This window comes from Hyphomonas sp., from assembly GCF_022844445.1.
GTDB lineage: Bacteria > Pseudomonadota > Alphaproteobacteria > Caulobacterales > Hyphomonadaceae > Hyphomonas.
This window is the reverse complement of record NZ_JALHLS010000001.1, coordinates 155,263-181,886: the sequence shown is the minus strand read 5'-3', so window position 1 is coordinate 181,886 and position 26,624 is coordinate 155,263. Positions and strand designations below refer to the sequence as shown.

Here is a 26,624-nt window from a genome sequence, read left to right as displayed (position 1 = left end):
TCAGATCGTCATTTTTTCTTCATCGCGCAGGCGGGTGCCTTCACGGAAAACTTGGGAAAGCACGAACAGTGCAGCAACCGAGATCCACAGTATGAACTGTGTGGACAGGCGCGGCGGTTCGTCGCCCACCAGTGTGGGAACCGCGCTGACGACGAGTACGGTCATCACGCGCAGGAGTTCCATCGCCGCGATCGCAATGCCGATGTGTGACAGGCGGCTGGCATTCTCGGGAACGAAGGGGTCACCATCTGCCAAGGTTAGCAGGATTCGCCGCAGCTGAAGGCAGATGAAGATCACGCCCGGTACGATGACCATTAGGCCAACGAGGCCGATCACCAGCTGGCCCGGCATAACGCCTTCGGCCAGGGCCTTGATGCCGGAGATCTCTGTGGCCCCGCCCGAAAGGCTGGCTGTCAGGCCTATGGCTAGCACCGGAATGCCGACAACGCCCATCGCGCCCACGATCCACATGGCGACCGTGACGAGCACGGTCATGATCTCGGCCATGGAATTGCGTCCGGTCTGCGGCATACTTGGTCTTTTCACCCTTGGTCCTTGATGATCTATGAAGCGAGACTTTGCCAGAGCATTGTCCCAATATTACCGAATAACGATATATGAGTTCGTGCACAACGCAAGAATGGAGCCATTGTGGCCGTGAATCACGCCGAATCGCCCCCGCGGCTCGAACCCGGGCCCCTTCTGGCGGCCACGCATAACCAGGGCAAGGTCGAAGAACTGAAGGCCCTGTTCGAACCGCACGGCTTTAGGGTCGTCTCTGCGATCGAGCTGGGGTTGGACGAACCGGAGGAGACCGAAGCCACCTTTGCGGGCAATGCACTGCTCAAGGCGCGTGCCGCCATGCGCGCCTCCGGCCTGCCAGCCCTGTCAGACGATTCCGGCCTCGCGGTGACCGCGCTGGGCGGTGAGCCTGGCATCTATTCCGCCCGCTGGGCCGGCGAGCCGCGGGATTTCTACCGCGCCATGGAGCGCGTCGAGGACGCATTGCAGGCCAGCGGCTCGGCAGACCGCTCGGCGAAGTTCGTCTGCGCGCTCGCCGTTGCCTGGCCCGACGGCCTCGAAGCGGTGTTTGAGGGCGAGGTGCATGGAACCCTCGTCTGGCCGCCGCGCGGATCGCAGGGTTTCGGGTACGATCCCGTGTTTGTCGCCGACGGTGAGACGATCACTTTCGGAGAGATGGCCCCGGACCGGAAGCATGCGATGAGCCACCGCGCCGCGGCGGTGAAGAAGCTGCGCGCAGCGTTGCTGGCATGACCCTTACGCCCGCGCCTTTCGGTCCGCATTTTGGATTCGGACTCTACGTCCATTGGCCGTACTGCGCCCGTATCTGCCCGTATTGCGACTTCAACGTCTACGCTGCCAAGAACCGGGACAGTGGCCCGCTGGTGGAGTCGATTGCTGCGGATATTCACGCCCACCGGCCCCGCATGCCGCAGCACGGCGCGCTGGATACCGTGTACTTCGGCGGCGGCACGCCCGCCTTGCTGCGCCCAGATGAACTTGGAACGATCCTGCTGGCGGCCTCCGAAACCTTTGGCATCAAGCGCGGCGCAGAGATCACGCTGGAAGCCAACCCGAATGACGTCCTGCGCGCGGATCTCGTCGGCCTGCAGCGGGCAGGGGTGACGCGCCTCTCGATCGGCGTGCAGTCGCTGCGCGATTCCGCGCTCGCCTTCCTTGGGCGCGATCATGATGCGGCGTCGGCTGCTGACGCGGTGAAGCGTGCTTTGAAAGTGTTTCCGTCCGTCTCGATCGATCTGATCTATGCGCGCCCCGGGCAAAGCCCGGCGAATTGGGAAGCGGAACTGGTCGACGCGCTGGCGCTCGGCGCGCCGCACCTGTCGCTCTACGAGCTGACTTTCGAGCCGCGAACACCCTTCGGCCTTGCAGCGCAGCGCGGCGACATCGCGCCGATGGGCGATGATGCGCAGGCGGATCTTTACGAGTTGACGCAGGCTGTGACGACAAAGGCCGGGATGCCAGCTTACGAAGTGTCGAACCATGCCGCTTCGGCGCAGCATCAGTCGCGCCACAACCTGATCTACTGGCGCGGTGGGGACTGGATCGGTGTCGGACCTGGTGCACACGGTCGCCTGTCAGTTGGCGGCGGTCGCTATGCCAGCGAGGCGGAGCGCCGGCCGGAAGCCTACATGGCCAACGTGCAGGCCCTGCACAGCGGCTGGGGAGATGCAGGCCGGCTGGAGCCGCTGGAAATCGCGCGCGAGATTCTTGCCATGGGCCTGCGAGCTGCCGAAGGCGTGGACCTGCGCCGCGTCGAGACCGTCTCGGGTCAGCCGGTGCCGCGTGACAAGATCGAGGTGTTCGTGGACAAGGGCTGGGCCGAGATGGTGGGCGCAGAACTCCGCCTGACACCGAGCGGCCGGCTGCTGGCGGACGCGATCACGGCGGCCCTGAGCCCCTGATCTCAGGCACGCGGATGGGCGGCGGCATGCACGGCGCGCAGCCGGCTTGAATCTACGCCCGTATAGACCTGCGTCGTGGACAGGGACGCGTGCCCGAGCAGCGTCTGGATTGCGCGCAGGTCGGCGCCATTCGACAGGAGATGGGTCGCAAAGGAGTGGCGCAGCGCGTGTGGTGTGGCGGTTTCCGGCAGGCCCAGCAGGCCGCGCAGCATCTGCATACGGCTCTGGATGATCCGTGGACTGAGCGGTCCACCCTTTGCGCCTCGAAACAGCGCGCCGCTTTTGGTCAGCGCATAGGGGCAGAGCTGCGCATAGTCATCTATAGCCTCGCGCACTGGCGCAATCAGCGGCACGAGACGCACCTTACCGCCCTTGCCGGAGACGCGCAGGCGTTCCGGCGCCGGACTGTCGGCGCCCGTCAGGCCGAGCGCTTCGGAGATGCGCAGGCCCGCGCCATACAGCAGGGACAGGACGGCGAGGTCCCGCGCCGCGATCCAGGGTTCGGAATCTGGTTCCGTCTCAGCTTCGTGCAGGATGTCCTTTGCCGCCTCGATGGACACGGGGCGGGGAAGGCGGGGCGCGCGGCGAGGGCCTTGCAGGTAGGCGATCTCGGCATTCTCCAGCCCGTGCGCGCGGCCTATCCAGCGATAGAGCGCCTTGATCGAAGAGAGCAGGCGCGCGATCGAGGCATCCGACAGTCCGTCGCGGCGGCGCGCGGCGAGATAGGCCCGAATGTCGCGTGCCTTGAGACCGGAGAGAGCTCTCAATGTGGGTTCGTGGCCCAGATGCCCGCGCAGGAAGCCGAAAAAAAATGCCAAGTCAGAACCGTAAGCCTCCACCGTCTTGGCGGCCATCCGGCGCTCGTTGGCGAGATGCGAGAGAAAGGCGGGCAGCACGTCCATTCCGGCATGTTGGCGGGTTTGACTTAAAGGGTCGTTGACGAAGACCTCAGGGCTCCGTGCCTTCCCAGTCGATTACCCAGTCGATTTCGTCTTCCTCGAAGACCGTATCCTCGGAGACAGTCCGTCCCCGGACTGAGCGCCCCTCGTCATGGATGCGCTGTCGGTCGCCGCAGACGAGATGGTGCCATGGTGGCAGGTCTTGGCCTTCCTCGACCAGGCGGTAGGCGCAGGTGCGTGGCAGCCAGTCCACGGTGCGCACGACCTTCGGCGTCAATTGCACGCAGTCCGGCACGTGTTTGCGGCGGTTGGCATAGTCCGAGCACTGGCAGGTGCTGCCATCGAACAGCTTGCAGTGCAGCTTGGTATAGGCGAGGGCGCCAGTGTCCTCGTCTTCAAGCTTCACAATGCAGCACTTGCCGCAGCCGTCGCAGAGCGACTCCCACTCGGCGCCGTTCATCTGGTCGAGCGTCTTGGTCTTCCAGAATGGCGTGTCTGTCATCCGAGCAATTTTGCCCAATCGGCCGACTTGTCAATCAGCGCGGACGCGAACCAGCAGGACGATGACACCGTCTCCCCGTCTGCGGTAATCTCTTCCATGATGCGCTTCACCAGCCGCTTTCCAAGCCCGCGACCGCCAAGGGCGTCGGGTACGATGGTGTGCGTGATATGGCGATGCTTGGGCTTTGGCCGTTCGTAAGTGAGGTAGGCTTCCACGCCGTCAATCACCAGGCTGTAGCGCCGGCGCGCAGCGTCATGGTGGATGTCTGAGATCATGCCAGCACGTCCTGCCAGTCCGGGTGCTTGCCGGTTTGCGCCCTTGCAAACGTGTAGAGCGGAATGGTCTCCACGCCGGCGGCGCGGGCATCCTCAACGGCGCGCCGCGCAGGCGCCTCGCCGGCGCCCTGTTCGCGCAGTGCGTCCGGCGCGCCGGTCTGGTCGATGATGAGCCGGGCCGCGCCCGCACGAGAATACGTCATCTCGGCCGTATAGCCGTCTGAGACGGCGAGGCAACGGCCATCAGTCGGGCCATCTCCCCAGGTGACGACAATCGCGCTCATGGCCGGCTCCTCTTGAGCTCTTTCAGCCGGAAAGTGGAGGCACGCCCGTCAAAGCGCAATGGGCGGCGCAGAATAGCACGCGTGTCAGGCAAGGGCCCCAGCCCCGTTCCACCCGATGCTTACTTGCGGAGAGCGTCCTTGACGTCACCAACTTTCTTGCGGATCTCGCCTTCGACCTGCTTCAGCTTGCCTTCGGCTTCTAGTTTCTTGTTGCCAGTCAGTTTGCCGGCGCCTTCCTTGATGTGGCCTTCAGCCTTCTTGGCTTCGCCCTTGAGGTGTTCCTTGTCCATGACTAAAGTTCCTTTCGGTTGCGCCGCATAAAATGCGGACACTCAGACAACGCAAAGGCGCCAGTCTGGTTCCGCGGATAGGCCTTCTCAAGACACCTGCAGCGGGTTACTTCGGCGCAATGCCGCGCCTGTTGCCGCACCCTGACCTCGACTGGACCGATGCTGGCGCTCCGCACGCGCGCCAGCACGGTGACGTGTACTTTTCGGCGCAGGACGGGCTTGCCGAAACACGCACCGTGTTCCTGCGCGGCTGCGACCTGCCGGAGGCCTGGCAGGGCAGGGCCTCGTTCAGCGTGGCGGAGACGGGCTTCGGCACCGGGTTGAACTTTCTCGCGTTGTGGCAGCTCTGGCGCGCGCGCCGGCCGGCGCCCGATGCGCAACTCACCTTTGTAAGTTTCGAAGGCTACCCCTTACGCCAGGAAGATGCGCGCCGCGCGCTCGGCGCGTGGCCCGAGCTGGGCGAGCTTGCCGACCGCCTTACCGCGCGCTGGCCAGGGCCGGTACGCGGTGTGCGGAGTATCGACTTTCCGGAAGATGGTGTGCGCCTTGTGCTGCATCTGGGCGACATTCGAGAAACTTTGCCGCAAAGCACGTTCAGTGCTGACGCTTGGTTCCTTGACGGGTTCAGCCCCGCAAAGAACGAGGACATGTGGAGCGAGTGGATTTACCCGCTGATCGCGGCGCGCTCGGCGCAAGGTGCGCGCCTCGGCACGTTTACCGTGGCCGGCGCGGTACGTCGCGGGCTCTCCGGTACCGGGTTCGAGGTATCTAGAGCGGAAGGCCACGGCCGCAAGCGGGAGCGCCTTGAGGCGCGTCTGGTGACGCCGCGACCTGCGCCAGCCGATACGTTCGGGCTGCGCAGCCCCTCGGCGGCGCCGAGCCGTGTTGCCATCCTCGGGGCAGGAATTGCGGGAGCCGCGCTGGCGAAGGCGCTGACCCGCCGGGGGATCAGCGTTGAAATCTTCGATCCCGCTCCAGGCCCTGCCAGCGGCGCGAGCGGCAATCCTCTGGCGCTACTGATGCCACGCCTCGATGCGGGCGACACAGCGGAAGCCGGTCTCTTGCTTGACGCCTACCTCGCCGCGCGCGAGGCCTATGGCGGCCTGCCGGACGCAGCGTATACGGACGTTTTGCAGTCACCTCAGAGTGCTGCCGAGGTAGCGCGCTTTGAAAAGCTGCTTGCTGATCCGCCGCTGCCGCTGGACGACCTTGAAGCCGTGCGCGGTGGCGGGCTCTTGCACAAGCGCGCTCTGATCCTTCGCCCCGCGGCGCTTGTGGCGCGCCTTTTGGAAGGCGCGGCTTGCCGTTTTGGTGCGGCGCCTGAGGTCTCTCTGGCGCACCGTTCCGTGAACGGACAGGTTTATGACACCATTGTACTCGCCAACGGGATGCAGGCGGCGGCGCTGTCGCCCGGACTGCCGCTCGAGGCGCGCCTCGGCCAGGTCGATTTTGTCGACACATCCGCTATGGTAACGCCCACGGCGCTGGTCTCGGGGAGCTATGCGCTGGCGCTCGGCACGCATAGGCTCTGGGGCGCGACGTTTGAGCCCTCCGGCGCAGATTTCGCACCCGGCGGAACACCGGACGCGCGGGCCGAAAATCGTGCGGGTGTCGCGCGCCTGTCGCCCTACTGGGTGCGCGAGGCGCTGGACGGCGAGATCCGTTCGCGCGCAAGTCTGCGCGCTACGACTCCGGACCGCCTGCCGCTGATCGGCGCCGTGCCGGATCACGCCGCGGCGCTGGAGACCTTTGCACCCATGAAGAAGGGGCGATCCGTGGATGCGGACGCCCCTCTTATGGAAGGTGTTTATGTGGCAGGCGGCTTCGGCGCACGGGGTTTTACCTGGGCGCCTTGGGCAGCGGAAATTCTTGCCGCCCGTCTGGCTGGGTCACCGCCACCGGCATCCTTGCCGGCGCTGCGCGCGGTGAGCCCGATGCGCTTCGTGTTCCGTACACTGAAGCGCAGCAGATAGCGCTCAGGGCGCACGCACGAAGGACAGCACGACGCCGTCTTCATGCTGTGACTGAACACTCAGCATCATGTCGCCGAGTTCCAGCGACACGCCGCCTTGAAAATGGGCAGTGACGAGTGCGGCAAGCAGTACCGTCAGGGCGAGGGCCCCGAGCAGGCGGTTGTTGCGGAGAATGGTCCCCTGGGTCATTGGTCCGGTCCTTGGTCGGCGTATGAGGTTTTAGCGGGCGGTAGGGAAGGGCATCAGTTGCCCTTTTCGAGATCCTTGAACTCCTGGCGCAGGCGCCATTCCTCGGAAGTCACAGTGCGCTCGATGTTCTTCAGGCGCTCTTCAAGGTCCATGAAGGTGTACTTGATCGTGCCGAACGTGGCGCGCGGCCGGTCGGACACGCCGCGCCAGAACGCGTCTTCCTCGTCCGAGAATCCGCCATAGCCGAGCGGCGCGCGCGGCGTGATCATCCAGATCACGATGTACGCGATGATCGCAACGGGGCCCATCATAAACATGGTGAGCAGAACCGTCAGGACGCGGACGAGGATGGGCTCCCATCCGAAGCGTTCGGCAAGGCCGCCGCAGACGCCGGCAATGACGCTGTTATCGCGCGAACGAAAGAAGCGCTTTGGGTTGCGGGAGCTGTAGGGGTCGTAAGGTCGGGACATCTGCGTGTCTCCTTATTCGTCGAAAGTGGAGCGGGACGGGCGAGGCGGTCGGCGCGGGGCGTCCGTCTCTGATTTGTCGAGAAGGGCCTCCAGGGACTCGATGCGCCGCTCCATCGCCTTGGCGGAACGCCAGAGGTCTTCGAGCATCCGCTCGTCATCCGGCTGCAGAGTTTTCTGCCTGCGCCACATCGTGACGTAGTGCAAAATCATCCCGGGCAGCACAATGAACAAGGCCACCGTGCCGACAATGGCGATCATTGCGATGGAAGCTTCGTCCATCAGGCCTCTCCCTCAGTCTTGCGGCGAGTATGCGCGCGGCTTTCCGCGATCAGGCCCGGGGCGCAGATGAGGGCGAGGACGCCGATCAGAACGGTCAAGGACATCAGCATGGATCAGCCCTCCGATTTCTTCGAAGGTGCCCTGCCCTTGCGAGCCTTCAGCGCGGCCAGTTCCTTCTCCACCGACTCATTCTGCTCGAGTTCGGCGAATTCCTGGGCGAGGCTCGGCTCAGCGCCTCGGATCGCGTCGGCATAAGCTTCCATCTCGTCGACCTTGCGCTCGAGGTTGGCATAGCGGGCAATCGCCTCGTCGGCCCGTCCGTCATAGAGCTGGCTTCGCATACGGATGCGTTGCTCGGCGGCTTCGCGGCGCATCACCAGCGCGCGGTGCTTGGCTTTCGCCTCGTCGAGTTTCGCCTGCAGCTTCACCAGGTCTTCCTGTCGGCGGCCGAAGGCCTCCTCGGCGATGACCATCGCTTCCTGGCGGCGAACGATCTCGCCTTCCGCCTTCTGCTTGGCCAGCAGCGCGCCACGGGCAAGATCCTCGCGGCCCTTGTCGATGGCGAGTTCGGCTTTTGCCGCCCAGTCGTCACGTGCAGCCGAGAAATGGACGATCTCGCGTTCCATCTCTTTCTTGTCGGCCATCGCGCGCGCCGCAGAAGTGCGCACTTCCACCAGCGTGTCTTCCATTTCCTGGATGATCAGGCGGGCGATTTTTTCAGGGTTTTCGGCGCCGTCGAGCATCGCGTTGATGTTCGAGTTGATGATGTCGCCGAGGCGGGAGAAGAGACCCATGGTCGTATCCTTTCTTGGTCGGGATCAGAAGAAGAAGCCGCCGAGGAACACGCCCGCGGCAAAGAAAATCCACGATTCCGCCGGTCGCGTGGACAGCCAGCGGCCGAAGCGGCCTGCGTCCGAGCGGGGCGGGTAGCGATAGTCCTGGTCGTTCATCGTCTTCTTTTGTCCTTCGATAGGGGTGGCAACGCCCGTCGCCTGATGGCTGTAGTGATTTCAAGGACCGTGCCAGTACCAGATTAACTCCATAACACTCTGATTTAATTAGATAAAAAAGTTTCCGACGCGTTTCCGTTAACGCACGTTCGGTCAAAACAACTAAAATAATGGTCGAAATAACATTCTGGTTTAGCTAAAAAGGCCTCATGCAGGATCGCTCCAAGCAGCTTATTGGTGAAGCCCCGTCCTGGCTGACGGCGCTGGAGCATGCGAGCCGGGTGGCACCGCTGGACCGCTCGGTGCTGGTCATCGGCGAGCGTGGCACAGGCAAGGAACTGGTCGGCGAACGGCTGCACTTCCTGTCGAAGCGCTGGGAAGGCCCCTTCGTGAAGGTAAACTGCGCGGCGCTGACCGAGACGCTGCTCGATTCCGAACTGTTCGGTCACGAGCGCGGCGCCTTTACCGGCGCGACCGAACAGCGGCGCGGCCGGTTCGAACTCGCCGATGGCGGCACGATCTTCCTCGACGAGATCGCTACCGCCGGTGAGGCGCTGCAGGAGAAGCTGCTGCGTATCGTCGAGTATGGCGAGTTCCAGCGGGTCGGCGGCTCCAAGGTTCTGAGCACCAACGTGCGGATCGTCGCCGCCACCAATGCCGACCTTCCGGCATTGGCGGAGGCCGGCAAGTTCCGCTGGGACCTGCTCGACAGGCTCTCCTTCGATGTCATCACGCTGCCGCCGCTGCGCGCCCGGCATGGCGACAAAAGCCTGCTGGCGGACTTCTTTGCGCGCCGTATGGCGGTGGAACTCGCTCAGGATTTTCCCGGCTTTGCCCCGTCCGCCATCGAAGCGATCGAGGCGCATGACTGGCCCGGCAATGTGAGGGAACTACGCAACTTCGCCGAACGCCTTGCCCACCGCGCGCTGATCACCTCGCCGGACGATCCGGTACAGTTCGACCCCGCTGCGCTCGACCCATTCGCATCCCCCTGGAGGCCGTCCGCGCCTGTAGAAAAGCAGACCATCAATCGCCCACAGGAAGCGGCCGACGTATGGACCGTGACGGGTGGTTTTCCGGAGGCTGTGCGTCTCTATGAACTGCGCCTTATCGATGCTGCTCTCGCCCGCGCGCAAGGCCATCAGGGACGGGCCGCAGACGTGCTCGGCCTCACTTACCACCAGCTGCGCGGACTCCTTAAAAAGCACGGCTACGCAAAAGCGGGGAAGGGCGGGGGCTGATCTGGCCTGCCCCACAACGGCTTGAAGATTACCGATTCTTGCCCTGGCGGCGTCCTAAATGGGGTCGCGTCCCGGTTTACTTTGGGTCATAGTAAACAGGCGACAACCGCAAAGGAGACGCGAATGCAGATTCAGATCACCGGCAAGCACATGAACCTCGGCGACGCGATGCGAGACAGGATCGAAGCGGGCCTTGAGGCGGCGGTGGCGAAGTACTTCAACCGGACCGGCGAGGCCAGCGTCTTTGTCTCGCAGCAGGGCCCGTTCGTGGAGGTCGACTGTAATGTGCACCTCCCGTCGGGGATTGTCCTGCAATCGACTGGCCGCGCGGACGATCCTTATGCCGCCTTGGAGGTCAGCCTCGAAAAGATGGAAAAACGGGTGCGCCGCTACAAGCGCCGCCTGAAGGACCATCACGCCGCTGCGCCGCAGCCCCTGCCGACCTCACCGGCCGCCGAGTCATTGATCCTGATTTCAGACACGGATGATTCAGAAGATACGGGTATAGAAGCGGGTGACGCTCCCCTGACAGTTGCAGAAACGAGCGTGCAGATAAGGACCATGAGCGTTTCTCAGGCAGTCATGCAGCTTGAATTGCAAGATGTGCCGGCATTGATGTTCAGGAACGCTGGCCATGATGGCCTGAATATGGTCTACCGCCGCCCCGATGGGCACATTGGCTGGGTCGACCCCGCCAATACGCCTCGCCCCTAAGTGTCACGGAACCGTAGATTGATGGCCACTGATCTGAGTGCCCTGCTGCAAAACGGGGTGATCATCCCGCTTCAGGACGTGCCCAGCCGCAAGCAGGCAATACATGCCCTGTGCGAGGCGCTGAGCGTCGCGACCGGTATCGGCCCGCGGGTGATCGAAGACGCCGTGATGGAACGAGAGCGCCTCGGCTCAACGGGCGTGGGCGAAGGCGTAGCCATCCCGCACGCGCGCCTGCCCGGCCTCGAGAAGCCGGTGGGCGGATTCATGCGTCTGCTGCACGGCGTCGACTTCGAAGCCATCGACGAGCGCCCCTGCGATCTAGTGTTTATGCTGCTTGCACCGGATGGTTCCGGCGCGGACCATCTGCGCGCGCTCGCTCAGGTGAGCCGCGTGTTCCGCCAGAGCGCTGTGCGCGACGGCCTGCGCAAGGCACGTACGGTCGAGGATGTCCGCGCAGTGATCTGCAAGGAATCGGTCAGCGGCTAAGCCGGGTCCAGCCAGGACGGACAAAAAAAGCCCCGCCATTTGCTGGCGGGGCTTTTGCTTGGAGCAGGGAGCGGATGCCTAGCCTTCGGCCGGTGCCGGTTCGGCGAAGCCGCGGTTACGCAGCAGCGGTTCGATGCCCGGATCAGACCCACGGAAGTTGCGGTAGAGCTCATCCGTCTCGCGCAGGCCGCCAGACTCGTAGACCCACTTCTTCAGCTTGGCCGCGAGTTCCGGATTGTAGATGTCGCCGGACTGCTTGAATGCGTCGAAACCGTCCGCATCCAGAATTTCCGCCCATAGGTACGAATAGTAGCCGGCCGAGTAGCCGCCATCGAAGATGTGGGAGAAATAGGTGGAGCGGTAGCGCGGCTCGATCGTTTCCGGGATCTTGTATTTCTCCAGGATGGACTTCTCGAAGGCGCGCGCGTCGGTAATAGCGGCGGCCTCTTCTGCTGTCAGCATGTGCCAGTGCAGGTCGATCAGCGAGGCGGCGATGTACTCGGTGGTCTTGAAGCCCTGATTGAAGGTTGCCGCCTTGTTCATTTTGTCGATGAGCGCTTGCGGGATCACTTCGCCGGTTTTGTGATGGCGGGCGAACTCGGCAAGCACGATGGGCTCACCGGCCCAGTGTTCCATTACCTGCGCCGGGAACTCGACATAATCCGGACCGCCGAACGTGCCCGAGAAGGACGGGTAGCGGATGGTGGTGAGCAGGCCGTGCAGGCCATGGCCGAACTCGTGGAAAAGGGTCTCCACGCCGTTGTAGTCCATGAGAGCCGGCTGACCCTCCGCAGGCGGAACAAGGTTCATGTTGTTGGTGATGATCGGGCGGATGACCTTGCCATCGATGGCCGAGGCTTCGCGGTAGCCGCTCATCCAGGCGCCGCCGCGTTTGGAATCGCGGGAGAACATATCGATCATGAACAGGCCGAGATGCTCGCCGGTCGCGTTGTCCTTTACGTCGAAGGCCTCAACAGTCGGGTGCCAGCCGGCAACTTCGATGGGCTCCAACGTGATGTTGAAGAGGCGCTCGGCCACTTCGAACGCGCCGTCGCGTACATTGTCGAGTTGGAAGTAAGGGCGCAGCTGACTCTCGTCGAAGGCGTACTTGTCGGCGCGGACTTTCTCCGCGTAGTGCCACCAGTCCGAACCGGTGATGGGACGGCCAGCGAGCTTTTCCATGTCGGCCTGTTCCTCGGCGGCGCGTTTCAGCGCTGGCTCGAGAACCTTGCCGAGGAATTCGATGGCCGCTTCCGGCGTTTTCGCCATACGGTTCTCGATGACGTAGTGGGCATGGCTCTTATAGCCCATCAGCTCGGCGCGCTTGGCGCGCAGCTGCGCGATCTTGAGGATCAGCGGGTTGTTGTCGAACTCGCCGGTCGATGAGCGCAGGCGATAGCCGTCGAACAGCTGCTGGCGCAGCTCCGGGTCTTCGGCATTGGTCATGAAGCCTTCGAAGACCGGGCGATCGAGACCGATTTCCCACGTCTTGTTGCCGTCCGCATCCAGAGCATTCTTGAAGTCAGCCGAGAGGCCGCCTAGGCGGGCTTCGTCGGTCACCACCAGCTTGAAGCCTTTAGAGGCTGCCAGCAGGTTCTGTCCGTACTGCGTCGTGAGACCAGAGAGTTCTGCGTTGATCCTCGAGACTTCGGCTTGGACATCCGGCGAGAGGCCGGCGCCGGCCCGAATGAAGTTGCGGTGGGTGAGTTCGAGGAGGCGCGCGTCCTGTTCGTCGAGGCCGAGGCGGTCCTTCTGGTCGTAGACGGCCTTCACGCGAGCGAACATTTTCGGATTGAAGGTAACGGCGTCGCGCTCGGTTGACAGCATCGGGTAGATTTCGGCTTCGAGGGCCTGGATTTCCGGGTTGGTGTCGGTGCTCGAGAGGTTTCCGAACACGCCCATTACCTTGGCCAGCGACTGGCCAGTGCGCTCATAGGCAAGGATCGTGTTCTGGAAGGTCGGGGCTTCGGTATTGTCGACGATGGCCTGCACTTCAGCGCGGGCTTCGAGGATGCCTTTCAGGATGGCCGGCTTGAAGTGCGCGGTCTGGATCTCAGCGAAAGGCGGGACGCCGTAGGGGCCTGACCATTCGGCACGGAAGGGATTTCCTTCCAGCTCAGCGTCGGTGACCGTGATTTCCGGCAGCTCGATCTGGGCAACGGCAGCGGTCGGCTTGTCGGCGGCAGTGCCGCCGCAAGCGGCTGTGGCGACGAGAACGAGAGCGGCCGCGCCGCCCTTTAGGGCTTCAGACATTTTCATCAGTCTTCCTTTTGGAAATGGCAGTTTGACGGGGTGTTTAGCCCCGGGGGATAGCGATTTCCAATAAAAAACGGCAGCCAGAGCAGGTTTTCACCCGAATTTGACCCTCACGGGGCAAGGCCAGCCTCACCGCGGCAGGCGGGAGACCACGCGGTGGTATTCCTCAAGAGTTTCCTCGAAGATCTGCGCGATAGGTTTCACCTCTGAAATGCGACCCGCAACCTGCCCGGTGAGAGCGATGCCGGCTTCGAGATTGCCGCCGAAATAGACTTCCTGCGTACCTGCAAACTCGCCGAAGATGTTGGGGCTGCCTTCTTTTTCGAGCCGCGTGGTGCGCTCGGTGCGCAGGGCGCGCAGAGCCGGGCCGGGTCCCTGACGGTTCAGGAAAACGGTATCGGTGGAATCGGCACCGATGATGGCATCCTTCCAGTTCGCGTGGACCGGGCTTTCGGCCGAGGAGAGGATGCGGGTGCCCATCAGCACGCCTTCGGCGCCGAGCGCAAAGGCGGCTGCCATCGTGCGCCCGTCCATGATGCCGCCGGCCGCAACGACCGGCACGGAAACTTTCTCGCAAACCTGCGGGATCAGCACCATTGAGGCGACATCTTTAGGGTTCTTGAATCCGCCGCCCTCGCCGCCTTCCACAATCAACCCGTCCACGCCCGCTTCGATGGCGCGCAGTGCGCCAGCGAGGGAAGGGACGACGTGGAAGACGGTGAGGCCGGCTTCCTTCAGCATCCCGGTATACTTCATTGGATCGCCTGCTGAGGTCGTCACGAAACGGATGCCCTCATCGATGATGAACTGAACGATGTTCGGGTCGCGTACGAAGGCCTGCGCGACGTTCACGCCGAAGGGCTTGGTCGTCAGCGCCTGCATCTTTTTGATCTCGCCTCGAATGGCATCGAGTTCGCCGGACGAGGTTTCGATGATGCCCATGCCGCCGGCGTTGGAGACGGCGGAGGAAAGCTGCGAGCGGGCGATCCAGCCCATGGCCGCCTGGATGATCGGCTTTTCGATACCGAGCATCTCGGTGATGCGGGTTTTCACGGGCGCTGCGGGCATGAGAGGTCTCCTGTGGCGAGTTTGATCCGCCACAAGACGCGTCTTCCCTTGCGGGAGGCAAGTCCTGCAACCGAACCGCAGGGCAGGTGGCCTGCCCGGCCCTGTTCAGAAGCGGCGCAATCGCTTAGTTGTAACCTGACGTCACGCTCCGGAGAGACTAGCTCATGCCTAAACAATTCAGCGCCATTTCAGCTTTCAGCCTTGCCGCCGTGTTGACGGCTTGCGCGCCGGAAGCAGTGTCCAAGCCGGTCGATACCGTTGCTGAAGAGACCGTTGCTCAGGAGGCCCCTGCGCCGGCAGTTGAGGCCCCTGTGCCGCAGGCTTTGGTTCCTCAAGGCGAGCCGCAAGCGCTGGTGGTTGAAACGACGGAGTATGCCAGCGCGGCAGCATCTGTCGTGAAGGTCGATTTCCTCGACAATCAGGGCGACGCGCCAGGCGTCAAGCTTTTCGGCACCGCCGGCGGCGATCCCGCGGCGAATGGATTGTATACTTACGTCGCGTTTTACATGAGCCCGGGCGGCGACTGGGCCGTCTTTCCTGTTGGCAACTTCATTGACTATCGCGTCCTGTCCGATGCGCCCGGACGGGTTGACCTCGAGCTCAACGAAACCACCATCGACGAAGCGACCGGAGAAATGGGCAGCGAAGTGCGCCGCGTGATCATCAACTGGACGCTCGCGGCAGGCGAGGCGCCGCCTGAAAGTGTGACGGTCACGTCCGCCCAGTAGTCTGGGGTCTGGCCATTTCGGCCAGGGTCAATGCCCGCGCGGCACCGGGGTGCCGTGCAAGGCGGCGAAGTGTCTTGCGATGGACCGGGCAGAGGGCAGGTAAGTGTGGCCGTTCGCCTCGGAATAGACAACACCTGCTGCGCGCGGGCTGTCGGCATGCAGCACGAGGGTCGGGGCATTGTGGCGCCCGTCGCCGAGCAGGGCGGTGATCGGGGCGCGGGGATGGTCGATGCCGACATACACGATGTCGAGCGCTTCCTTGAGCGCCGGAAACCAGCTCAGCACGCCCCAGAGCTCGGCGCATTCCGGGCAGAACTCGCGCTGGCCATTCGCGGCAAAGCCAGGCGGGAGGAGGAAGAGGGTGTCGCGGGACATGGGGCGGCTTTCGGCTGATGTGCTGTCCTAGCGCGAGGCGGCGCAGCCGTCATCCCCCGTGACTTTGCCGCCAAGCAGGTTAGATTCGCTTCCAGACACATACCGGAGGACACCATGAGCGCGGCATACGACATCACCAAGGAAAACTGGGAACGCTTCACCTTTGAGCGGAAAGGCCGTGTGCTGACGGCTTTTATCACCTCGTCCCATCCGGTGAACGGTGTGGATGAGGCGATGCACACCGAATTGGCGCTGGTGTTCAATTGCCTGCAGCGGGATACGGAGAGCGACCTCATCATCCTTTCAGGCAAGGGGCGGGCCTTTTGCGCCGGCGGCGACTTTGACTGGTTCGAAGAACAGATCGCGCACCCCGAACGCTTCCGCGCGATCGGCTGGGACGCCAAGCAGATCGTCGTCACACTGTTGCAGATGGAAAAGCCGATCCTCTGCCGCATGAACGGCGCCGCCGCCGGGCTGGGCGCGACGATTGCGCTGCTCTGCGATGTGATCATTGCTGATGAGACGGCGAAGATCGGTGATCCGCATGTGAAGGTCGGCCTTGTGGCGGGCGATGGCGGCGCTCTGATCTGGCCGCAGCTGATTGGCTTCGCAAAGGCCAAGGAACTGCTGATGACGGGAGACTTGCTCAGCGCCTCGGAAGCGCAGCGTCTTGGTCTGATCAATTATGCCGTACCCGGATCAGAGCTGGATGCGAAAGTGGACGAGATCGCGGGGAAGATCCTCGCCAACCCGAAATGGGCGGTACGCTGGACCAAGACAACGGCCAACATTCCGTTGCGCGCGCTTGCCGCTCAGCTGATGGATGCCTCCATCGGCTGGGAAAGCGTATCAAACTATCTCTCCGACCGGCGTGAGGCCGTCACCGCCTTCAAGGAAAAACGCGCGCCCAAGCTGACGGGGGAGTAGGTTTCGCAGGTTGCCTGCCGGAAACTGAAAGCAGTATCAGCGGCGGCCGGGATGGTTTGCATCGAGGAAGCGGAGGCTTTCTGACAGTATGGTGTGGCGGGCTTTGGTGCTTCGCACATGATGGTCCTGTCCTTCCATCTCCACAAAGGTAAGTCCGCCACGCGCACCCCATGCTTTGGCAAAGTTCTGGGACTGCGAGAATTCGACGACCATGTCGCTCTTTCCGTGCATGAGCATGACCGGAATCGAATACTCGGCCGTCCGCGCCACGGGGCTCACGCTTTTGCGCATTTCCGGCGTCGAGAATTTATTCCCTCCCACATAGCGCTCCCAGTACTTGTAGGAAGCCGAGTCGGAACCATAGCGCCCCATATGGGCGAATATGTCGGTGACCGGAGCAACGGCCACGACGCAGGATACTTTTCCGGACGCGCGAAGGGCGCTCATCAGTGCGGCATAGCCGCCATAGCTGGCGCCGAGCACGCAGGCGCTGCCGCCCTTTGAGAGGCCAGACGTTTCTGCCCAGCCAATGGCATCGACGATATCATCGATCATCTTTCCGCCGAACTCGCCGAAGCCGGCATCCCGGAAGTCAGGTCCGTATCCGGACGATCCGCGAAAGTTCGGCTGAACAACGGCATAACCCGCGGCGGCATAAGCCTGCGGCCACCAGTCAAACGTTGCATAATCACGTGCTTCAGGCCCGCCGTGTGGCATCACGATGACCGGGAACGGGCCGTCTTCAGTGTTCTTGCCCGGCGGCAGGGTCAGATAGGCTGAAATCTCCAGACCATCGCGCGCAGCATAAGAGAACTCGGTTACACTGCCCGTTTCCTGCACGGCAACGTACGGAGCGATGTTACCCAAAGCTGATAACTCGGAGATTGCGGCGTCATACAGGAAGTACTGTATCGGCTTGCCGGCGGCTTCCGCCGAAATGGTCATCATTGATCTGTCCGACGACATCGAGACAATGCGAACATTCATTTGCAGGATGTCCGTCAGCTCTTGCTGCAATGTATCGAGCTGCGGGTCGGTGTAGGTGTGCATCGGCAGATCATCGATGTAGGAGAAACCGATGATCGCATCAGTGACGGGGTCCCGCAGGACCCCCAGATTGCCAACCTCTTCACCGTCAATTTTCATGGGCTCGATAGCGCCATCGCTCAGGCGGATGCGGTGAAGTCCGTAGTGTTCAGCATAGTCGGCTTGCACAACGACGCTCTGCCGGTCGTCTGACAGGCCCATCACGTCCATGGGCCATACCGGCGTGTTCTTCAGTTCGAAAAAGCGGCGCTTCTTGTCTCCGGTTTCGAGCGCAAACTCGCCGCGCTGGTCATTGTAAATCACGTTCACGATCGGGTTGCAGTGCTGATCCACGACTACATCGATGACGGAATCGCTGTGATACTTCATCAGTTTGCCGCGACCGGTATTCAGGTCCACCTCGTAGTACTCAGTGACAAAGCCGCCCTTGGTCGTACGAATCTTGCTGCCGATGGGCGCATCTCCCGACGGACGCGTGGTCAATTGCATCATGATCTTGTCGGGTTTCGCATAGCATGTGGATACGACCTGGGTCGTGTCGACGTAGAGGCCGACATTCTCGAGCAGGATAACGGCCTTGCCGGTTGTCACATCAAACGAAATCGCCCTTCGGAACTCGAAGTCTTGAAGGCCGCTTGAAACGGCCAGCCGTTCAAAGGTAGCGGAATTGCTGACGAGATGCCGGTCGCTTGCCCAGTAGAAGTTCAGCATGCGGTTTCCTTCGGGCCCGCGCAGGATACGCGGGTCACCTGGCACTTCCGCGTCGAACACGCAGATCCCTGGCCACCCACCCGGGCTACAACCCAGCGCCACATAACGCCCGCTGGGAGAAATCTGGGCATCCCACACATCATCCGCCCGCCCGTACAGGGCGGGAACGTCAGCAAAGGCCGAGCTTGCGGGCAGTGCGCCTGCGAACGCCGCCAGCAGTGAGAGGATCAAATGTCTCAAGTTCAGCCCTTCCGCAAAGATTGACACAAAGGGATCATTGGCAATCCAGAGGAGAAAAGACAACTGGCGGCGACAGCTTTCGGCCCGGATTGTTCGGACCTGCCCGGATGGGCGGCCCCCGGATTTGACGCCGCGCTCCGGCCATACTAAATCCCGTCCGTGGTGATTTGGCCGGCCGGCTTGCAGCCACGTTAAACAAGTCGCTAAAGGGCCGAGATGCGGGACCAGCTCCACCGGCGGCCTGCCTTTCCCCCAGTGCGATGCGTTTGAGAGCCTGAAGCGGGCCGAAGAGGACGTCTGCCATGCCCATCCGGATCCCCGATACGCTTCCTGCGGCTGAAACGCTGAAGCGTGAGGGCGTGGCCGTGATGCGCGAGACCGACGCCGTGCGGCAGGATATCCGGCCGCTGCAGATCGGCCTCCTCAACTTGATGCCGAACAAGATCCGCACCGAGACGCAACTCGCCCGGCTGATCGGCGCCTCGCCCCTGCAGGTGGAACTGACGCTGGTCCGCATCGGCGGACATCAGGCGCGCAACACATCGGCCGAACACCTGATCAGCTTCTACCGCACCTGGGAAGAAATCCGTGACCGGAAGTTCGACGGATTCATCGTCACCGGCGCGCCCATCGAACAGATGCCCTTCGAGGACGTCACCTACTGGAACGAGCTGACACAGATTTTCGACTGGACTCGGACGAATGTGCATTCGCCCTTTTATATCTGCTGGGGCGCCATGGCAGCGGCGTATCACTTCCACGGCCTGCCGAAGTACCAGCTGGCGAAGAAGGCCTTCGGCGTTTTCCGCCAGCGCAACCTTGCGCCCGCCTCGCCCTTCCTCTCCGGCTTCTCGGACGATTTCCTGATCCCGGTCTCGCGCTGGACCGAAGTGCGCTGCGCGGACGTGGAGGCGCGCCCCGCGCTCGACCTGCTCGTAGACTGCGAGCAGACCGGACCCTGCCTCCTGCAGGACAGCGGGCGCCGCAGCCTCTACATGTTCAACCATGTCGAGTATGATTCTTTCTCGCTGAAGGAAGAGTACGAGCGCGACATTGCGCAGGGCATTTCGATCGCGGTGCCGCATAATTATTTCCCCGGCGACGATCCGGCCCGTCCGCCGCTGAACCGCTGGCGCAGCCATGCCCATCTCTTGTTCGGCAACTGGATCAACCAGACCTACCAGTCGACCCCTTACGTGCTTGATGAAATCGGCGGGCTTGCGCCGGCTTGAAAAGTTTGGTCACTCCCGCAGGCAACGAAATAAGAAAAATGCTCGGGGAGGGCACCAGACAATGAAAAAACGGCCAGAAGGCCGCGCCCTCGGGGTGCGTGCGCTCGTCCTGCTCCTGCCTGTCTTCGCGCTGGCAACGCCTGCGTTCGCGGACACGGGTGACACCGCTTGGATCCTGACCGCAACCGCGCTCGTCCTGTTCATGACGCTGCCCGGCCTCGCGCTCTTCTATGGCGGCCTGGTGCAGGCGAAGAACCTTCTGTCGGTCCTCGCCCAATGCCTTGCCATTGCCTGCCTGATGTCCATTCTCTGGGTCGTGGCAGGGTATTCCATCGCTTTCGGCGACGGCAACGGCGCGGTCGAAGGCGGCGGCGCGCTGTGGGGCGGGCTTGGGAAAGCTTTCCTCGCTGGCATTGCACCGGACGCAGCTGTCGGCACGATTCCGGAATCGGTCTTCGTCATGTTCCAGATGGCATTTGCCATCATCACGCCGGCGCTGATCGTCGGCGCCTATGCCGAGCGCGTGAACTTTGCCGCCGTGCTTGCCTTCAGCGGTTTCTGGATGTTGCTGGTCTATGCGCCTGTCGCACACTGGGTATGGGGCGGCGGGTGGCTCGCTGCGATGGGCGTCACCGATTTTGCGGGCGGCCTCGTTGTGCATGCCACGGCCGGTGTGAGCTCGCTCGTCTTTGTGCTGATGATGGGCAAGCGCGCGGTGTTTCCGGCCGAGCTGCGCCCGCCGCACAATCCGGCGTTCGTGATGCTCGGCGCATCCATGCTGTGGGTCGGCTGGTTTGGCTTCAATGCCGGCTCGGCGCTAGGCGCCAACGCGTCGGCCGGGCAGGCCATGCTGGTCACCCACCTCTCCGCTGCCACCGCTGCGTTGGTGTGGATGGCGATCGAATGGACAAAGTTCGGCAAGCCGACGCTTGTGGGTATTGCCACCGGCACGATTGCCGGCCTCGCGACCATCACACCTGCGGCGGGCTCGGTAGGCCCGGCCGGCGCCTTGGCGATCGGGGCGCTGGCTTCTGTCGTCTGCTATGGCGCCGTCGTCTACATCCGCAGCCGCCTGAAAATCGATGACAGTCTCGATGTCTTCGCGGTCCACGGCGTCGGCGGCATCCTGGGCACGCTCAGCGTTCCCGTATTCGCGGGCTTCGGGCCCATGGCGCCTGGTCTCGGCAGCATGACCTTCGGTGAAAAGGCCGTCGCCCAGCTCACCGGTGTTGTCAGTGTCTGCGTCTACTCTGCTCTGGTCTCCGCCGGCATCCTGCTGGCCGTCCGGCAAATCATGCGCCTGCGCGTCAGCCCCGAGGATGAGGCCAACGGGCTCGATACGGCCACGCATGGCGAATCGGCCGCAGGCCATAGCTAATCGCGGACCGAACGTTCGCTCTTTCCTCCGCCGCCAATCCGGTTTCTAGTCGCATCCATGTCCATATCCTTTGCCGCCGAGCCTGATCACGTTACTGAAATCCGCCGCCAGCTGACACGCTGGGTGGCGGAGAAGATGCCGCGCGAGAAGCGGCGCGAATGGGACAGGGCGGCCACCTGGGACCGCACCCTCTTCCGCGAGATCGCGGAGATGGGCCTGATCGGCCTGACCATCCAGGAAGAGTATGGCGGGCAGGGGCAAGATATCTACGCCGCCGCTGCGGTCATCGAAGAGCTTTGCCAGGGTGGGCCGAGCATGGCCGGTCCCTATATCCACGCTGCCTTCTATGGCGGACTGAACATCTCCGAGAACGGATCAAAGGAGCAGAAGGAAGCGCTCCTGCCGAAGCTCGCGCGCGGTGAGATCTTCCTCGCCTACGGCCTGTCCGAGCCAAACGTTGGCGGCGACCTGCCGAATGTCGAGACGCGGGTCGAGCGGGTCGGCGACGAGATCGTCATAAAGGGTGCAAAGCGCTGGTGCACCGGTGCCGACTGGGCCGACTATATCTACTGCCTCTGCCGCTCCGGGGAGCCGGGCGCGCGCCATGGCAACCTGACCTTTGTCCTTGTGCCGACGAATGCCAAGGGCGTGACGATGCAGGCCATCGAGCATGCGAACCTGCGCTATACCAAGTCCATGGACGTCTACCTTGATGACGTGCGCCTGCCGGAAAGCGCCATCGTCGGCGGACCGGAAAAGTGGAACAAGGGCTGGGAAGCCCTCGCCGGGCGCGCTCTGGATGTCGAAAAAATTGAGATCACCGCCGTCGCTTACGGCCTCGCCCGCGCAGCGCTGGAAGAGGCGTGGAAATATGCCGGCGAGCGCGTGCAGTTCGGCAAGCCCATCGGCAAGCATCAGGCCATTGCCCACAAGCTCGTCACGGCACGGACGAAGCTCGCCGCTTGCCGCCATATGCTCTACCACGCCGCCTGGCTCGCCAGCACCGGCCAGCCCTGCTCGGCGGAAACCGCGATGGCCAAGCTCTACATCGCCGACACCGGTGTCGAGATCGGCCTCGCCTGCCAGCAGGTAATCGGCGCCTATGGCCTATCGGACGCCTATGACATCGAACGCAACCTGCGTGACCTGCTCGGCATGCCCATCGTCGGCGGCTCGTCCGATATGCAGAAGAACAACCTGGCGCGGATGTGGCGGCTGTAAATGCGCGACTGGCTCCGCTGGGTGCAGCTCGGGATCATCCTAGCGCTTCCAGTTGCGCTCTGGGCCAGCTCCATCGACAGCACTGTGGTGTGGTTGGTCTGTGGAATGATTCTGTTTATACTCATTCCGATCAGTCTGGGCGTGTCCGCGTTTCGTAACTGGCAAAAATGGCAGCAGAAAATGATGACGGCCACAGGACGGGCACTCTCGTCGCCTGACACGAGCAAGAATGGATCGAGTCCGCATGATTGAAGACACGGTCTCCCCTGAGCTCTCCTACGCAGCCTATTTCGACGACCCGCTGAAGCGCCGCCTTGTGCGGGCTGTCGAGCAGATTTCTGGCCAGCCAAAGATCAAGCAACTCTACGATCACTACCGCGCCGATCTTTCGCGCGACGTGCCTTTCTTCGAAGCGGCTATCCGCCTGCTCGATCTCGACGTGCAGTTTTCCGCAAGCAAGCACGCGCTGATCCCGCGCGAAGGCCCGCTGGTCGTTGTGGCCAACCATCCCTTCGGCGTACTCGACGGTCTGATCATCAGCTGGTTGATCAGTCTGCGGCGCTCGGATTTCAAGGTGCTCACAAACTCCGTGCTGGACGGCGTGCCCGAGGCGCGGCCCTATCTGCTACCCGTCGATTTCGGCGGCACACGTGAAGCGGTTGAGGCCAATGTCGCCATGCGCAAGGCGGCGTTGGCGCATGTGAAGAGCGGCGGCTGCATCGTTGTGTTCCCCAGCGGCGGGGTTGCGACCACGCCGCGTCCTTTTGATCCGCTTGCGGTCGATGACGAATGGAAGCCGTTTACGGCAAAGCTGATTACCCAGAGCCGCGCCCATGTCACGCCGATCTTTTTTGACGGACAGAATTCGCGCCTCTTTCAGATCGCCTCGCATCTCTCGCTGGAGCTGCGCCTCGCGCTCGTCTTCAGAGAGGTGCGCCGCCGCATGGGCAAGACGCTGCGCGTCGAGATCGGCGAGACGTTGACGCCGGAAGCGCTCGACGCTGCCGGCAAGCGCCGCGGCCTGATGGAATTCCTGCGGGAGCAGACCTACGCACTCGCCCCGGACGGGAAAGCGCCGCGCTACCGGGCCGCCGGCCTGCGGTTCCAGGCCAACAAGCCCCGTATCTTCCGCTGATCTGCCTGCCAGCCGAACTCGGCGGTTGCGCCGGGGCCGAAGGGCTGGGAAAACGCGCCTATATCTCTCTGAGGAAGATGAGGCATGAGTGACGATTTTGGCGCGGCCGCCGATACGGCCATCGAGCATGCCGGGGCCGACGCAGCCGCTGAGCTCGGCCGGGCGAAAGGCCTGCCGGACACGCCGAGTTGCCTGAACTGCGGCACTTTGCTAGCCGGTGAGTTCTGCCACGAATGCGGCCAGAGCGGCCACAGCATCCGGCGACCCTTCTGGTCACTGCTTGGCGAAAGTCTTGAAACCTTCTTCTCGATTGACGGGCGCATCGCGCGAACCTTGCCGGATCTCGTGCTGAAGCCCGGCAAGATCACACGCGATTATCTTGACGGAAAACGCGCGCGCTTCATTCCAGCCTTCCGCCTCTACGTGCTCGCGTCGCTGGTCTTCTTCATTGTTATGCCGCTCGTCACGGGGCAGGGGCTGAATATCAATGTTGGCAATACCGGCTCCATGACCGACGCCCGTGCCGCCGTCGAGCAGGACTATGCCGACGGCGAGCTGACAGAAGCAGAATACACCGAAGCCATCGCCGCGCTCGACCAGGTCGAGGAGATGTGGAAGGGCGGCATCCCAGGTCTCATCCCCCGCGAGCGAACAGCGCCGGAACCGGATGCAGACGGCAATGTCACCCCGGAAGGTGAGTGGGAAGGCATCATGCCGAAGTCCGCAATGGACGCGGTGCGTGAAGCAGGCGAGCAGGGCGACGAGGACGCCGCCCGCTTTGCCGAAGTGGCGTCGGACCCGAACCGGCTCGCCGCGCGGACCCTGGAATGGGTGCCGCGCATGATGTTCGTGATGCTGCCTGTCTATGCGCTGCTTCTGTCGCTGGTCTATCTCTGGCGCCGCCAGTTCCTATTCTTCGACCATCTGATCGTATCGCTGCATTTCCATTCAGCGCTGTTCTTCGTCATGTCGCTGGGCTTCCTCGCCTCGTTGCTCGTGGGACCCGGCTGGGTCATCATGGCGCTGCTGATCTACTCGAACTGGTACCTCTACCGGCTGCAGCGGGCGGTCTATCAGCGCGGACGCTTCAGTTCGGGCCTCCGGGTGCTGACGCTCGACAGCGTCTATTTCTGCGTTCTGATGTCGGCGCTGCTGACGGCCGTCGTCCTGGGCGCGCTGTCGGTCTGAGGCTTGCCAAACGGCGCGTGGCTCGCCGATGGTGAAGGACAAGCCGGAGCATACCGGCCGGGAGGAACACCATGAACCGATTGACCCGGGCCGGCCTTGGCCTGGCTGCCATCCTTCTGTCAGCCTGCGCGGCTCAGCCTGTCCGCGAGACCGGCGCCGGCACCACCGTGCTGACGAATGCAGACATTGTGACGGTGGACGAAGCCCTGCCATCCGCCGAGGCAGTCGCTATACGCGATGGCCGGATCGTCGCCGTCGGTACGGCGGCAGATGTTTTGCAACAGGCTGGCCCGCAGGCGACCGTGCGCGATCTCGGCGGGGCAACGCTTGTGCCCGGCTTCATCGATGCACATGGCCACCTCGCGATCATGTCGCAGGCCGCCGCGATGGCAAACCTTCAGCCGCCGCCCGCCGGTCCGATCACGGACATGGCCAGCCTGCAGGGGGCGTTGCGCGACTGGCGCGCCGCGCACCCCGCAGCGCCCTGGATTGTCGGCTTCGGCTATGACGACACGCTGCTCGCCGAACAGCGCCATCCGGACCGGCACGATCTTGATGCCGTCTTCGCCGATGTGCCGGTGCTGCTGGTCCATACGTCGGCGCATTTCGTCACCTGCAACACGACCTGCCTCCGGCTTGCGGGGGTCACGGAAGATACGCCCGATCCTGCCGGCGGCGTCATCCGGCGGGAGGCAGACGGCGCCCCGAACGGGGTGTTCGAAGAGACGGCGCTCTATCTCGTCATGGGCCACTTGCCGCCCGCGAGCCAGGACATGCGCATCGCCGGCATGACGGCAATCCAGAAGGTCTATGCGGAAAACGGCATCACTACCGTGCAGGACGGCGCCTCGACGCCCCAGCAGGTCGAGGACATGCGCAAGGCGGCGGCCGAAGGGAAGTTCTATCTCGACATCGTCGCCTACCAGCATTTCCAGGACGGCGCCTCCATCGGCGAGGACTTCGCGGTCTCGAAAGCCTATGACGGGCACTTCCGCGTCGGGGGTATCAAGCTGGTGCTGGATGGCTCCGTGCAGGGCAAGACGGCCTGGCTGACGCGCCCCTACCATATTCCGCCGCCAGGGCAGGCGACCGGATATTCCGGCTACGGCACATATACGGATGAAAGCGTGCATGACCTGATGGAGGAGGCCCACGCGCGCGGTATCCAGGTCATCGCCCATGTCAATGGTGACCGGGCGATCGATCAGCTGCTGGCGATCGAAGGCGCGCTCCTTGCCGCCACGCCGCACGATGACCTGCGCACCGTCGCCATCCACGCCCAGACCGCGCGGGAGGATCAGCTGGACCGTATGGCCGAACTCGGCATCATCCCATCTTTCTTCGCGGCGCACCCCTTCTACTGGGGCGACTGGCACCGCGACCAGGCCATCGGGCCCGAACGCGCCGCTTTCATCAGCCCGCTTGTCGCCGCCAAGGCGCGCGGCCTCGCCTATACGATGCACACGGATTCGCCGGTTGTGCCTCCGGACGTGCTCCATCTGCTCTGGGTCGCCGTGAACCGGGAGACCCGCTCCGGCGAAATCCTCGGGCCGGACCAGCGTGCCAGCGCGCTCGATGCACTGCGCGCAGTGACGCTGAACGCCGCCCGTCAATACTCAGAAGAAGCGGATAAGGGCTCGATCACGCCCGGCAAGCGCGCTGATTTCGCAATCCTGTCCGCCAATCCGCTGAAAGTTCCGCCTGCGGAAATTCGCACTCTCATCGTGCTCGAAACCCTCAAGGATGGCGAGACCGTCTACAAGGCCGTGCGATGATCACACCTGCAAAGCTCCGCGCCGCCGCCCTGGCCTTGCCCCGCGCCCTGGAGCGCCCGCATTTCGATTGGGCGAGTTTCCGCGTCGATGCGCCAAAGGGCAAGATCTTCTGCACCCTGCCGCCGCACCATGAGTTTTCGAATGTCTTCCTCACGCCGGAGGAACAGAGAATGCTATGCGAGGCGGAGCCCGCGATCTTCTTTCCCGTGCCCAACAAGTGGGGCGAAAAGGGCGCGACTTCCGTTCGCCTGAAGGCATGTGATGCCGTCACGCTGAGGTCCGCGCTCGTCATGTCCTGGCGCCACGCCGCGCCGGTAAAGATCCACGGCGAGCTGAAGCTCTGATTC

General features: G+C 63.2%; 30 protein-coding genes and 1 riboswitch. Of the genes, 15 read left to right on the top strand and 15 right to left on the bottom strand.

Annotated elements, in window-relative coordinates; all coding sequences use genetic code 11:
- Positions 1-531 (bottom strand): DUF2975 domain-containing protein, encoded by a 531-nt coding sequence (locus tag Q0C17_RS00970; RefSeq protein ID WP_291199905.1) that lies wholly within the window; start codon positions 529-531, stop codon positions 1-3.
- 120 nt (positions 532-651) lie between these two features.
- On the opposite strand from Q0C17_RS00970, the gene rdgB reads away from it, so the two are divergent.
- Both rdgB and hemW read left to right on the top strand, forming a co-directional pair.
- A complete protein-coding gene (gene rdgB, locus Q0C17_RS00965) occupies positions 652-1,275 on the top strand; it encodes an RdgB/HAM1 family non-canonical purine NTP pyrophosphatase (RefSeq protein WP_291199902.1) in 624 nt (207 codons plus the stop codon).
- Entirely contained in the window at positions 1,272-2,444 is a 1,173-nt protein-coding gene (gene hemW / locus Q0C17_RS00960; protein WP_291199898.1) for a radical SAM family heme chaperone HemW, read from the top strand. Before rdgB ends, hemW begins: the two co-directional genes overlap by 4 nt.
- A 2-nt stretch (positions 2,445-2,446) precedes the next feature.
- Here hemW and Q0C17_RS00955 read toward each other — a convergent pair whose 3' ends face one another.
- The 5 genes from Q0C17_RS00955 to Q0C17_RS00935 all read right to left on the bottom strand — a co-directional run bounded on the left by Q0C17_RS00955 (position 2,447) and on the right by Q0C17_RS00935 (position 4,694).
- Positions 2,447-3,346, bottom strand: a complete 900-nt coding sequence (locus Q0C17_RS00955; protein ID WP_291199895.1) for a tyrosine recombinase XerC — start codon at positions 3,344-3,346, stop codon at positions 2,447-2,449.
- Between the two features lie 46 nt (positions 3,347-3,392).
- The gene (locus Q0C17_RS00950; protein ID WP_291199892.1) at positions 3,393-3,845 is read right to left on the bottom strand and encodes a YcgN family cysteine cluster protein; all 453 of its coding nucleotides are present in this window, start codon (positions 3,843-3,845) and stop codon (positions 3,393-3,395) included.
- Positions 3,842-4,120: a GNAT family N-acetyltransferase gene (locus tag Q0C17_RS00945; RefSeq protein WP_291199889.1), complete on the bottom strand. Its 279-nt coding sequence runs from the start codon at positions 4,118-4,120 to the stop codon at positions 3,842-3,844. Before Q0C17_RS00945 ends, Q0C17_RS00950 begins: the two co-directional genes overlap by 4 nt.
- Complete coding sequence (locus Q0C17_RS00940; RefSeq protein WP_291199886.1) at positions 4,117-4,404, bottom strand: N-acetyltransferase; 288 nt, start codon at positions 4,402-4,404, stop codon at positions 4,117-4,119. The genes Q0C17_RS00945 and Q0C17_RS00940 overlap by 4 nt, the downstream gene beginning before the upstream one ends.
- A 119-nt stretch (positions 4,405-4,523) precedes the next feature.
- The gene (locus Q0C17_RS00935; protein WP_291199883.1) at positions 4,524-4,694 is read right to left on the bottom strand and encodes a CsbD family protein; all 171 of its coding nucleotides are present in this window, start codon (positions 4,692-4,694) and stop codon (positions 4,524-4,526) included.
- Between the two features lie 119 nt (positions 4,695-4,813).
- Here Q0C17_RS00935 and mnmC point away from each other — a divergent pair, with 119 nt between their 5' ends.
- The gene (gene mnmC, locus Q0C17_RS00930) at positions 4,814-6,667 is read left to right on the top strand and encodes an FAD-dependent 5-carboxymethylaminomethyl-2-thiouridine(34) oxidoreductase MnmC (RefSeq protein WP_291199880.1); all 1,854 of its coding nucleotides are present in this window, start codon (positions 4,814-4,816) and stop codon (positions 6,665-6,667) included.
- Positions 6,668-6,670: 3 nt separating this feature from the next.
- On the opposite strand, the gene Q0C17_RS00925 is transcribed toward mnmC, so the two are convergent.
- From Q0C17_RS00925 to Q0C17_RS00905, 5 genes are all read right to left on the bottom strand, one after another.
- Positions 6,671-6,856: a hypothetical protein gene (locus Q0C17_RS00925; RefSeq protein ID WP_291199877.1), complete on the bottom strand. Its 186-nt coding sequence runs from the start codon at positions 6,854-6,856 to the stop codon at positions 6,671-6,673.
- 53 nt (positions 6,857-6,909) lie between these two features.
- Complete coding sequence (pspC, locus tag Q0C17_RS00920; RefSeq protein WP_291199874.1) at positions 6,910-7,326, bottom strand: envelope stress response membrane protein PspC; 417 nt, start codon at positions 7,324-7,326, stop codon at positions 6,910-6,912.
- Between the two features lie 12 nt (positions 7,327-7,338).
- Positions 7,339-7,605 carry an envelope stress response membrane protein PspB gene (gene pspB, locus Q0C17_RS00915; RefSeq protein ID WP_291199871.1) on the bottom strand — a complete coding sequence of 89 codons (267 nt, stop codon included), beginning with the start codon at positions 7,603-7,605 and terminating at the stop codon, positions 7,339-7,341.
- A gap of 113 nt (positions 7,606-7,718) precedes the next feature.
- Positions 7,719-8,399, bottom strand: coding sequence for a phage shock protein PspA (gene pspA, locus Q0C17_RS00910; protein WP_291199869.1), 681 nt, complete (start codon positions 8,397-8,399; stop codon positions 7,719-7,721).
- A gap of 24 nt (positions 8,400-8,423) precedes the next feature.
- Positions 8,424-8,555, bottom strand: coding sequence for a hypothetical protein (locus Q0C17_RS00905; RefSeq protein ID WP_291199867.1), 132 nt, complete (start codon positions 8,553-8,555; stop codon positions 8,424-8,426).
- Between the two features lie 209 nt (positions 8,556-8,764).
- On the opposite strand from Q0C17_RS00905, the gene pspF reads away from it, so the two are divergent.
- The 3 genes from pspF (at position 8,765) to Q0C17_RS00890 (ending at position 10,996) form a co-directional block, all read left to right on the top strand.
- Positions 8,765-9,796 (top strand): phage shock protein operon transcriptional activator, encoded by a 1,032-nt coding sequence (gene pspF, locus Q0C17_RS00900; protein ID WP_291199865.1) that lies wholly within the window; start codon positions 8,765-8,767, stop codon positions 9,794-9,796.
- Between the two features lie 123 nt (positions 9,797-9,919).
- The gene (raiA, locus tag Q0C17_RS00895; RefSeq protein WP_291199863.1) at positions 9,920-10,510 is read left to right on the top strand and encodes a ribosome-associated translation inhibitor RaiA; all 591 of its coding nucleotides are present in this window, start codon (positions 9,920-9,922) and stop codon (positions 10,508-10,510) included.
- Positions 10,511-10,531: 21 nt separating this feature from the next.
- Positions 10,532-10,996: a PTS sugar transporter subunit IIA gene (locus tag Q0C17_RS00890; protein ID WP_291199860.1), complete on the top strand. Its 465-nt coding sequence runs from the start codon at positions 10,532-10,534 to the stop codon at positions 10,994-10,996.
- Positions 10,997-11,074: 78 nt separating this feature from the next.
- On the opposite strand, the gene Q0C17_RS00885 is transcribed toward Q0C17_RS00890, so the two are convergent.
- Entirely contained in the window at positions 11,075-13,249 is a 2,175-nt protein-coding gene (locus Q0C17_RS00885; RefSeq protein ID WP_291199857.1) for a M3 family metallopeptidase, read from the bottom strand.
- A 132-nt stretch (positions 13,250-13,381) separates the two neighbouring features.
- Positions 13,382-14,320, bottom strand: coding sequence for a nitronate monooxygenase (locus Q0C17_RS00880; RefSeq protein WP_291199854.1), 939 nt, complete (start codon positions 14,318-14,320; stop codon positions 13,382-13,384).
- 164 nt (positions 14,321-14,484) lie between these two features.
- Between Q0C17_RS00880 and Q0C17_RS00875 the strand changes: the two genes are divergently transcribed.
- Positions 14,485-15,048: a hypothetical protein gene (locus Q0C17_RS00875; RefSeq protein ID WP_291199851.1), complete on the top strand. Its 564-nt coding sequence runs from the start codon at positions 14,485-14,487 to the stop codon at positions 15,046-15,048.
- A 27-nt stretch (positions 15,049-15,075) separates the two neighbouring features.
- Here the strand turns inward: Q0C17_RS00875 and Q0C17_RS00870 are convergent, their stop codons facing one another.
- Positions 15,076-15,423 carry a DUF3088 family protein gene (locus Q0C17_RS00870; protein ID WP_291199848.1) on the bottom strand — a complete coding sequence of 116 codons (348 nt, stop codon included), beginning with the start codon at positions 15,421-15,423 and terminating at the stop codon, positions 15,076-15,078.
- Between the two features lie 114 nt (positions 15,424-15,537).
- Between Q0C17_RS00870 and Q0C17_RS00865 the strand changes: the two genes are divergently transcribed.
- Positions 15,538-16,350, top strand: coding sequence for an enoyl-CoA hydratase-related protein (locus Q0C17_RS00865; RefSeq protein WP_291199845.1), 813 nt, complete (start codon positions 15,538-15,540; stop codon positions 16,348-16,350).
- Positions 16,351-16,386: 36 nt separating this feature from the next.
- On the opposite strand, the gene Q0C17_RS00860 is transcribed toward Q0C17_RS00865, so the two are convergent.
- Positions 16,387-18,348 carry an alpha/beta fold hydrolase gene (locus Q0C17_RS00860; protein ID WP_291199842.1) on the bottom strand — a complete coding sequence of 654 codons (1,962 nt, stop codon included), beginning with the start codon at positions 18,346-18,348 and terminating at the stop codon, positions 16,387-16,389.
- Positions 18,349-18,497: 149 nt separating this feature from the next.
- A riboswitch (SAM riboswitch) is annotated at positions 18,498-18,575 on the top strand.
- Positions 18,576-18,650: 75 nt separating this feature from the next.
- Here Q0C17_RS00860 and metA point away from each other — a divergent pair.
- From metA to Q0C17_RS00825, 7 genes are all read left to right on the top strand, one after another.
- Positions 18,651-19,580, top strand: coding sequence for a homoserine O-succinyltransferase (metA, locus tag Q0C17_RS00855; protein WP_291199839.1), 930 nt, complete (start codon positions 18,651-18,653; stop codon positions 19,578-19,580).
- A 61-nt stretch (positions 19,581-19,641) separates the two neighbouring features.
- Positions 19,642-20,958 carry an ammonium transporter gene (locus Q0C17_RS00850; protein ID WP_291199836.1) on the top strand — a complete coding sequence of 439 codons (1,317 nt, stop codon included), beginning with the start codon at positions 19,642-19,644 and terminating at the stop codon, positions 20,956-20,958.
- 57 nt (positions 20,959-21,015) lie between these two features.
- A complete protein-coding gene (locus Q0C17_RS00845) occupies positions 21,016-22,179 on the top strand; it encodes an acyl-CoA dehydrogenase family protein (protein WP_291199833.1) in 1,164 nt (387 codons plus the stop codon).
- 244 nt (positions 22,180-22,423) lie between these two features.
- Positions 22,424-23,314: a lysophospholipid acyltransferase family protein gene (locus tag Q0C17_RS00840; RefSeq protein ID WP_291199831.1), complete on the top strand. Its 891-nt coding sequence runs from the start codon at positions 22,424-22,426 to the stop codon at positions 23,312-23,314.
- A gap of 84 nt (positions 23,315-23,398) precedes the next feature.
- The gene (locus tag Q0C17_RS00835; protein ID WP_291199827.1) at positions 23,399-24,502 is read left to right on the top strand and encodes a DUF3667 domain-containing protein; all 1,104 of its coding nucleotides are present in this window, start codon (positions 23,399-23,401) and stop codon (positions 24,500-24,502) included.
- A 71-nt stretch (positions 24,503-24,573) separates the two neighbouring features.
- A complete protein-coding gene (locus Q0C17_RS00830) occupies positions 24,574-26,277 on the top strand; it encodes an amidohydrolase (RefSeq protein WP_291199824.1) in 1,704 nt (567 codons plus the stop codon).
- On the top strand, positions 26,274-26,621 hold the full coding sequence (locus Q0C17_RS00825) for an MmcQ/YjbR family DNA-binding protein (protein WP_291199821.1): 348 nt from the start codon (positions 26,274-26,276) through the stop codon (positions 26,619-26,621). The genes Q0C17_RS00830 and Q0C17_RS00825 overlap by 4 nt, the downstream gene beginning before the upstream one ends.
- Positions 26,622-26,624 lie beyond the last annotated feature (3 nt).

Bases quoted from the DNA above. Each gene is read 5' to 3' on its own strand.
- raiA (WP_291199863.1), top strand. From the start codon at position 9,920: ATGCAGATTCAGATCACCGGCAAGCACATGAACCTCGGCGACGCGATG.
- pspA (WP_291199869.1), bottom strand. From the start codon at position 8,399: ATGGGTCTCTTCTCCCGCCTCGGCGACATCATCAACTCGAACATCAAC.
- pspF (WP_291199865.1), top strand. From the start codon at position 8,765: ATGCAGGATCGCTCCAAGCAGCTTATTGGTGAAGCCCCGTCCTGGCTG.
- pspC (WP_291199874.1), bottom strand. From the start codon at position 7,326: ATGTCCCGACCTTACGACCCCTACAGCTCCCGCAACCCAAAGCGCTTC.
- Q0C17_RS00890 (WP_291199860.1), top strand. From the start codon at position 10,532: ATGGCCACTGATCTGAGTGCCCTGCTGCAAAACGGGGTGATCATCCCG.
- Q0C17_RS00835 (WP_291199827.1), top strand. From the start codon at position 23,399: ATGAGTGACGATTTTGGCGCGGCCGCCGATACGGCCATCGAGCATGCC.
- hemW (WP_291199898.1), top strand. From the start codon at position 1,272: ATGACCCTTACGCCCGCGCCTTTCGGTCCGCATTTTGGATTCGGACTC.
- Q0C17_RS00880 (WP_291199854.1), bottom strand. From the start codon at position 14,320: ATGCCCGCAGCGCCCGTGAAAACCCGCATCACCGAGATGCTCGGTATC.
- Q0C17_RS00825 (WP_291199821.1), top strand. From the start codon at position 26,274: ATGATCACACCTGCAAAGCTCCGCGCCGCCGCCCTGGCCTTGCCCCGC.
- Q0C17_RS00950 (WP_291199892.1), bottom strand. From the start codon at position 3,845: ATGACAGACACGCCATTCTGGAAGACCAAGACGCTCGACCAGATGAAC.
- Q0C17_RS00940 (WP_291199886.1), bottom strand. From the start codon at position 4,404: ATGAGCGCGATTGTCGTCACCTGGGGAGATGGCCCGACTGATGGCCGT.
- Q0C17_RS00845 (WP_291199833.1), top strand. From the start codon at position 21,016: ATGTCCATATCCTTTGCCGCCGAGCCTGATCACGTTACTGAAATCCGC.
- Q0C17_RS00925 (WP_291199877.1), bottom strand. From the start codon at position 6,856: ATGACCCAGGGGACCATTCTCCGCAACAACCGCCTGCTCGGGGCCCTC.
- Q0C17_RS00905 (WP_291199867.1), bottom strand. From the start codon at position 8,555: ATGAACGACCAGGACTATCGCTACCCGCCCCGCTCGGACGCAGGCCGC.
- pspB (WP_291199871.1), bottom strand. From the start codon at position 7,605: ATGGACGAAGCTTCCATCGCAATGATCGCCATTGTCGGCACGGTGGCC.
- Q0C17_RS00970 (WP_291199905.1), bottom strand. From the start codon at position 531: ATGCCGCAGACCGGACGCAATTCCATGGCCGAGATCATGACCGTGCTC.
- Q0C17_RS00875 (WP_291199851.1), top strand. From the start codon at position 14,485: ATGCCTAAACAATTCAGCGCCATTTCAGCTTTCAGCCTTGCCGCCGTG.
- Q0C17_RS00885 (WP_291199857.1), bottom strand. From the start codon at position 13,249: ATGTCTGAAGCCCTAAAGGGCGGCGCGGCCGCTCTCGTTCTCGTCGCC.
- Q0C17_RS00945 (WP_291199889.1), bottom strand. From the start codon at position 4,120: ATGATCTCAGACATCCACCATGACGCTGCGCGCCGGCGCTACAGCCTG.
- mnmC (WP_291199880.1), top strand. From the start codon at position 4,814: ATGCCGCGCCTGTTGCCGCACCCTGACCTCGACTGGACCGATGCTGGC.
- metA (WP_291199839.1), top strand. From the start codon at position 18,651: ATGCCCATCCGGATCCCCGATACGCTTCCTGCGGCTGAAACGCTGAAG.
- Q0C17_RS00870 (WP_291199848.1), bottom strand. From the start codon at position 15,423: ATGTCCCGCGACACCCTCTTCCTCCTCCCGCCTGGCTTTGCCGCGAAT.
- Q0C17_RS00850 (WP_291199836.1), top strand. From the start codon at position 19,642: ATGAAAAAACGGCCAGAAGGCCGCGCCCTCGGGGTGCGTGCGCTCGTC.
- Q0C17_RS00830 (WP_291199824.1), top strand. From the start codon at position 24,574: ATGAACCGATTGACCCGGGCCGGCCTTGGCCTGGCTGCCATCCTTCTG.
- Q0C17_RS00865 (WP_291199845.1), top strand. From the start codon at position 15,538: ATGAGCGCGGCATACGACATCACCAAGGAAAACTGGGAACGCTTCACC.
- Q0C17_RS00840 (WP_291199831.1), top strand. From the start codon at position 22,424: ATGATTGAAGACACGGTCTCCCCTGAGCTCTCCTACGCAGCCTATTTC.
- Q0C17_RS00955 (WP_291199895.1), bottom strand. From the start codon at position 3,346: ATGGACGTGCTGCCCGCCTTTCTCTCGCATCTCGCCAACGAGCGCCGG.
- Q0C17_RS00935 (WP_291199883.1), bottom strand. From the start codon at position 4,694: ATGGACAAGGAACACCTCAAGGGCGAAGCCAAGAAGGCTGAAGGCCAC.